Origin of the sequence: Nostoc cf. edaphicum LEGE 07299 (assembly GCF_015207245.1) — a bacterium.
In the GTDB taxonomy this organism is placed as follows: Bacteria; Cyanobacteriota; Cyanobacteriia; order Cyanobacteriales; family Nostocaceae; genus Nostoc; species Nostoc edaphicum_B.
Map to the genome: position 1 here is coordinate 1 of NZ_JADEXF010000212.1, position 6,475 is coordinate 6,475.

The window sequence follows — 6,475 nt, forward strand, 5'->3', positions numbered from 1 at the left end:
TAGGAATCCGGTTTGATTCCTGAATTTACCTGCGTAGGCAGGGAACAGGGAATAGGGAATAGGGAACAGGAAAGAAAGCTTTCTAAGGTGTACTGAGTTTTTTCAGAAATCAAATATGAGTCCTATATATGACAATATTGTTGATACCGATATTGCTTTAAAGACAACTTATAAGCTAGCGATCGCTTATTTTTAATAATAGTTTATTCTGTTTCAGAGTCTCTATCTACTTTGTAAGCCTGTAATAAATATTCTCCATTGAAGTGAATAAGATGAGTAGAATCTTCCGCAACCCAAACATCGGTTTCCCAAGCAATTTCAGCCAAATACTCCACCATCGCTTTCCAACTTAAAAAAGTTGTTACCATTACAAGGGGAATTTTTAGATCGGCAAAGATAACTTCAAGTTCTTTCTTTCGTTTAGGGTTAATTGGGCCATGAGAAGTTACAGCTTCAATTAAAACTAGCCAATCATTTTTTAGATGATGGATAATCACATCAGGCATTTTTCCGTGAGAATCGATAGTAACACCCAAATTTCTCAATGCCACTTCATTAAAATGCGCGAATTTCTCATCTGTATCACCAACATAAATCAGTTTTCCTCCAGGTGTAAAACGTTCTGCAAACTCCTCAATAATCTTTTCGATCAGAATATTCTGTCCACCTGGCGATAAAGTTTTCACCTCTCCTTCAATTACTATCGGAATACGCGATAGTTCCCGCTCCTGAGCATATCGTTTTTTCAAAGTTTCAACTGAAGCAAGATAAGTATGAATACTCTTTTTCCATTCTATAGTTCCATAAGTACGTAAGAGTTCAAGCGTACTTTCTTCAATCTGATATACTGTTTTCGGACTGTTAACGGGGCGTTCAGGTGCATCTGGATTTACAATTATCAAAGCCGCATCTAAGAATTGATGGACTGTTTGGCGGCGAACAGTTTCCCGTGTATTAGGTTTATATGTTTTGCCATAGTGCAGTGCCATAAATTCCATCATTGGCGTAATTCCAATTAGGGGAGATGCAGCAGTTTCCCAAGGATCTGTTGGCTTTAAGTTAATTAGAGCCAGCAGAGTTAAGGCTGAACGCTCATTAAGTTGTGCCCGTGGAAGTCCAAGTTCAATGAGAATTTGTAGTGCTTCATCAATACGGGTTCTAATTATTAAGGGGTTATTTTCAGACTGATTGCTCATACTCAGTAACTCTTCTTGCAGAAGTTCATCAATTTCTTTCTGTGATGGAAAATGCTCAGTAATATATAGTCCTACGGTCATTAGTTGTGCTATTGTCGGATATTTTAAATTTCGTAAATCGGTTGCATTAACCTGAGTATGTCCATTAAACAGCCGAAAAAATGCGTCAACGAGGCTAGAGTTAAGATAAGCAGCAAGACCACGTGCTAGGGTAAGATTAAGTCCTCTTCCGTCCTTGTGAAAATAATTCAGGTGGTTTTCAAAACCCACCCAAGAACAATTAATTTGGTTGGCATCATACACAACGGCAACAACTCGTTTTTTTTCTTCTTTGGAAGAGAATCGTTTAGTTAAAACATAATGTTCATTTGGTACTAAAAGAGAGACAGTTTCTTCTGCATATACCAGAGCTTGGTGTTTTTTAGTTACTTTGGGATACTCAACATATCCTTTTGAGAAATTTAATGGATAAATCAAAGGAACAGTGTTTTGATTTGGCATTAAACACAGATATTCTTTAGCACGAAAATCTACAACCCGTCCCGTTGATACAGTTAATTCTAGGTCTTTTAATGTGCAGGTAAAATTAGCTATTTTTTTAATGAACTGCTGACTTAATGTATCGGGGATAATGTGAATAAATTGTTGCGAGTCGTTGGGAATAACTATCTCTGTATAAGCTAATGAATTGGACAATATAAAATCATCATCAGCATTTGAACTTGTACTAATGGTTACATTGTCAAATTTTGGTTTTTGTTTAACAGCATGAATAATAATTGTTTCTTGCAAAACTTCATCATCACTAAAAGCTTCCTGTCTGGATTCAAAAAGATGTATCTGATCTAAAGCCATCATTTCCAAAAACATTCTGCGGAAGTCTCTAAAATATGGCCCATTACAGAAACTACGCGGCGAAATAGCTACAAGCTCTCCTCTTGATTCAAGAAGCTGAATTGTAGCAGCGATAAAACCTGTATATAGATTGCTGGCTTCTAATCCTATAGAACGTAACAAATCACGAACTTTGGAATGAGCGTTAATTTTTAAATATGGGGGATTGAGAATAGCGTGGGTAAATCTGCAATTGTCAGGATTATCAAACGAACTAGGCTGAAGAAGTCTGACTGCATCCTCAATAAAATCCGTATTCCGAATCTCATAGTTTAAAGAAATCCCAGCTATTTGACATTCTCTGGTACATAATTTCAATGTCTGATGCAAATACTCAATCAGAAAAGGATCGATTTCATAGGCAACAATATCTAAATTGATTGGACGTTGTTGGCTCTGACAAAGGTTAGCCACAAAGGCTGCAAGTAATGAGCCAACTCCTGCTCCAGCATCAAGTAAAGATATTTGAGGACGAGCGAGTTTGCCAAACATCCCAACCATTAATTCTGCTACTGAAGCAGGTGTCAAAAATTGGCCCAGTTTTCCTTTTTGCTTTTGATCCTGTTTCAAGCTTGCAGCAATCCTCAGAAGGTCTACTTCACCAAGTAAGTTTCTGGCAGAACATTTTGACAAGCTTTTGAATTCCAACGGCTTGTGATGATTGTCTGTAAACTTTCTACTGCTTGATTGGAACATCACGGCTCATTTTCACAGAATAAAAACCAACTTTATCAGGTTTTGAATTTCCGCCATGATATTTTAAGAAGAACTGATGCAAGAAGCGTTCCTTTATCCAAAAATTATTTTAAAACTATGCTTCAGGCTAAAGTCTTTGTTACTCGTCGCCTACCCATCGAATTAGAGCAACTGCGATCGCTCGCTATTGTGGAAGTTTGGCCAGAACGCCAACCCCCTCCCTACGAAATTTTACTAGAAAAAGTCAAGGAAATAGATGGTTTGTTATGTCTGCTGACTGACCAAATCGATCGGCAACTCATCGAGTCAGGGAAACTCAAAGTCATCAGTCAAATGGCTGTGGGTTACGATAACATTGATATTGACGCAGCCACGACACGAAAAATTCCCGTCGGTAATACTCCTGGGGTGTTAACCGATGCTACCGCAGATTTCGCCTGGGCGTTACTAATGGCAGCTGCACGGCGTCTAGTGGAGGCAGATCGGTTTACTCGTGCAGGTTTGTGGCAGACTTGGGAACCAGATTTGTTATTGGGGCCAAATGTTACGGGTGCTACCTTGGGGATTGTTGGTTTTGGGCGGATTGGTAAAGCGATCGCTCGTCGTGCCAAAGGGTTTGAAATGCAGATTTTATATACGAGTAGGCAACGATGCAGCCCAGAATTAGAACAATCTTTAGATGTGGAGTTTGCTACGTTAGAACACTTATTACAAGAGTCAGATTTTGTGACTCTGCACACACCATCGGCTGATGATACTTACCATTTAATTAGCGATCGCCAATTTGAATTGATGAAGCGATCGGCTATTTTGATTAACACGGCGCGGGGAACTATTGTAGATCCAGATTCTCTGTATCGTGCCCTTGCCAATGGTCAAATTGCTGCGGCGGCTGTAGATGTTACCGAACCTGAACCGATTCCCAGCGATAGCCTGTTATTGACCCTAGAAAATCTAATTATTGCACCTCATATCGGCAGTGCCAGCCGTCAAACGCGCTCAAAAATGGCAACAATGGCGATCGCTAATTTAATTGCGGGATTGAGGGGCGATCGTTTGGCTAATTGTGTCAATCCTGAAATTTATAATTCACATCAGGCGTGAATTATGAACGTCGTCAATCTAGAAATCTCACTTTTAAAAAGGCTGATATCGCACTGAAAAATTAAAGCCATTCTCTTGCAGCGAACTACCGCGATCGCTTGTGCCCGTTAATGGTATACCATAGTCTGCACGCAATACCAAACCGTTAAAAGGTTGCCAATTCAAGCCCAACCCCAAGCTAGCAATAGTTTGCGCGTCGGCATTAGTACCACGATTATTCCAAGCTGTACCGATGTCAAAAAACGGGATTAGCTGTAATGTTTCCACATTTGAAGCCAGGGGAATCCGAACTTCCACACCTCCAACTACCCCATTGTCAGCCACAATTTGATTTTGATCGTAACCGCGCACTGTATCAACTCCGCCAATGCTAATTTTTTCCAAGGAAAGTAAGGAATCAGGAGTAAGTTGAGTGTTAACTTTGGCTAGCATCAAGATGCGGGAAGATAGGCGTTGTACCCATTGAAATTGTCCCACCCAAGAGAAAAAGCGCCCATCAGTACCACTATCGTTAACGGTTGCGTCAATTGCATCAATCCCAAAACTAAATTGCGATCGCGCTGCTAGAACACTGTTAGCATTACGTTGTAACCAATCTTGAGAAAAGCGGATTACCGTAACTCTTGATTCCCCATCTTCGGGGCCTTCGGTAAAGGAGAAGGGGATATCATTCAGGATGTAAGTTTGACTGCGCCGTAAATCGAATGCTAAACCCAAAGCAAATTCTCTGTTTGGCGTGTGGATTAGCGGTTGACGGACGTTAAAAGAAAGGGTTTCGGCTGCGCTGCGGATCTTTAAGTCACGAAATTCGCTTTCAATAATGCGGCTAGCGCTGTTGCTATAGCGGACACCAATGGTTCCATCTAAGGCGTTAAAGGGAATAGAATAATTGATATTGTAAATGTCTAAACCTTCGCTACCAGCATATTCAGCACTAAATTTATCCCCAAATCCTAATAAATTATCGTGAGCAAGAAAAACACTCCCTTGTTCTGAGCCGACGCTAGTTGATTGGTTATTTGCAAAGGTAACTCCAAGGTGGAATGGTGGCGATTCGGTAATTGTCACCTGTAAAATATTATTGCCGGGAGTGCTACCTGCGGTTAATTCGGCATTAACTCGTTGAATCACGGGGTCAAGCTGTAATAATTGCAGCGCTTGTTCGAGGCTTTTTTGATTTAAAGGCTTACCTGCAAGGCGTTTAATCCGGGAACGCACATACCCAGGCTGCAATCTTTGTAACCCTAAAATGGTAATTCCTTCGAGTTCGCCTTCGACAACTTGAATTTGCACGACACCGCTAGCGACATTTTGATTGTTAGAAATAAATGCACCACTGGTGATATAGCCATTATCAACATAGAGTTTAGTGATTTGCGATCGCAGTTGCAATAACTGCTCAAATGTGATGTTTTTATTTTCTAAAGGCTGTTTTAACTTGATGATTTCATCTTTTAAAACAGAATAGCCTGTGACTTGAATTTCTTTGACAAAAAAACTTTCACCGCTAGGAAAGATGTTATCAGGTAGATTTTCCTGTGGGGGTGATGGGAGTATGGGAACAGTTGGTGTTGCTGGTGTAGGCGGAGGAGTTGGTGTAGGTGATGGTTGGGGTAGAGTTTCTTCGACTTTCCCCGGTGTATCGGGGGGAATTGTGACTCCTGGTGGGGGTATAGATTGTGCAAATAATGGAAGTGGAGTGATGCTGATGCAGGTAAGTAATATGAAAAAAAGCTTTTGAAACCGAAAGTATGAACTCATTGTTTATTTATGATTTGAAAGGGCGATCATTTGTCATTAGTAAGGTTGTTAGATATATTTATGCTGTGTAACACACATCTATTTATTCCCAAAATCTGACTTAGCGATCGCATTACTAATTAGATATTTATCAAGCATTATTACTTAATTAAAATACCATGATGGGTTGCTTGATGATTGCATAAAGGTGCAATCATCAAGATCCAATTTGGTCATTCTAATATTTAGCACTTATGTATTGATAAATAAGACAATAAATGCATTAACAAAAAAATATGTGATAGCGCAAGCGCCTATTTGTCAGTTCACTAATCACTAGGGAACTTGAAAGGCAAATAATTTGCGCCATCTTGATTTAGGATTGAGATATCATCTCTTCCACATCTACAGGCGAGCATTGTCGTCGATCATCGCAAGTAAAAGCCGTAAATGAACCATCATCCTCAATAGCAAACAAAAAATTATCAGCAGCATAAGTAGGGTGTCTTGTGGAAGTTCCAGCATAGACAGGGTTATATCCCAAAAAAACTAATCCGCGAGGAGAAGACTTAAGTCTAATTTTTTGGTCTACAACCTGCTTTTTATTAGAACTAAAATATCTAGTTCTCATCACTCCAGAATATCCGTTCATCACCAGCACGCTTGTATGGACAACTCCATCAACGCTATATTTTAGTTGCCAGCTTCCGTAAATCGGAGAATTTGCATCTACCAGTTGCGCGATCGCATAAGATGAAGATTGAGAAACATCTGGTGTTTGTACTAAGGCATTTCTCGCATCTGCTGACTTAATACCAAACAATCCAAGTCGAGCTACTAAAAGT

Annotated in this window: 4 protein-coding genes; 1 reads left to right on the forward strand and 3 read right to left on the reverse strand. The window is 39.9% G+C overall.

Features of this window, described 5'->3' with window-relative positions:
* Positions 1 to 203: 203 nt before the first annotated feature.
* Positions 204 to 2,723 carry a BsuBI/PstI family type II restriction endonuclease gene (locus IQ229_RS08465; RefSeq protein ID WP_228013308.1) on the reverse strand — a complete coding sequence of 840 codons (2,520 nt, stop codon included), beginning with the start codon at positions 2,721 to 2,723 and terminating at the stop codon, positions 204 to 206.
* 180 nt (positions 2,724 to 2,903) lie between these two features.
* Between IQ229_RS08465 and IQ229_RS08470 the strand changes: the two genes are divergently transcribed.
* Entirely contained in the window at positions 2,904 to 3,890 is a 987-nt protein-coding gene (locus IQ229_RS08470; protein ID WP_194042871.1) for a 2-hydroxyacid dehydrogenase, read from the forward strand.
* Positions 3,891 to 3,923: 33 nt separating this feature from the next.
* Here the strand turns inward: IQ229_RS08470 and IQ229_RS08475 are convergent, their stop codons facing one another.
* On the reverse strand, positions 3,924 to 5,651 hold the full coding sequence (locus IQ229_RS08475; protein WP_194042873.1) for a ShlB/FhaC/HecB family hemolysin secretion/activation protein: 1,728 nt from the start codon (positions 5,649 to 5,651) through the stop codon (positions 3,924 to 3,926).
* A gap of 355 nt (positions 5,652 to 6,006) precedes the next feature.
* On the reverse strand, positions 6,007 to 6,475 hold a 469-nt coding region (locus IQ229_RS08480), incomplete at its 5' end, for a hypothetical protein (RefSeq protein WP_194042875.1).

Coding starts and splice junctions, on each gene's coding strand:
- IQ229_RS08470 (WP_194042871.1), top strand. CDS start 2,904: ATGCTTCAGGCTAAAGTCTTTGTTACTCGTCGCCTACCCATCGAATTA.
- IQ229_RS08475 (WP_194042873.1), bottom strand. CDS start 5,651: ATGAGTTCATACTTTCGGTTTCAAAAGCTTTTTTTCATATTACTTACC.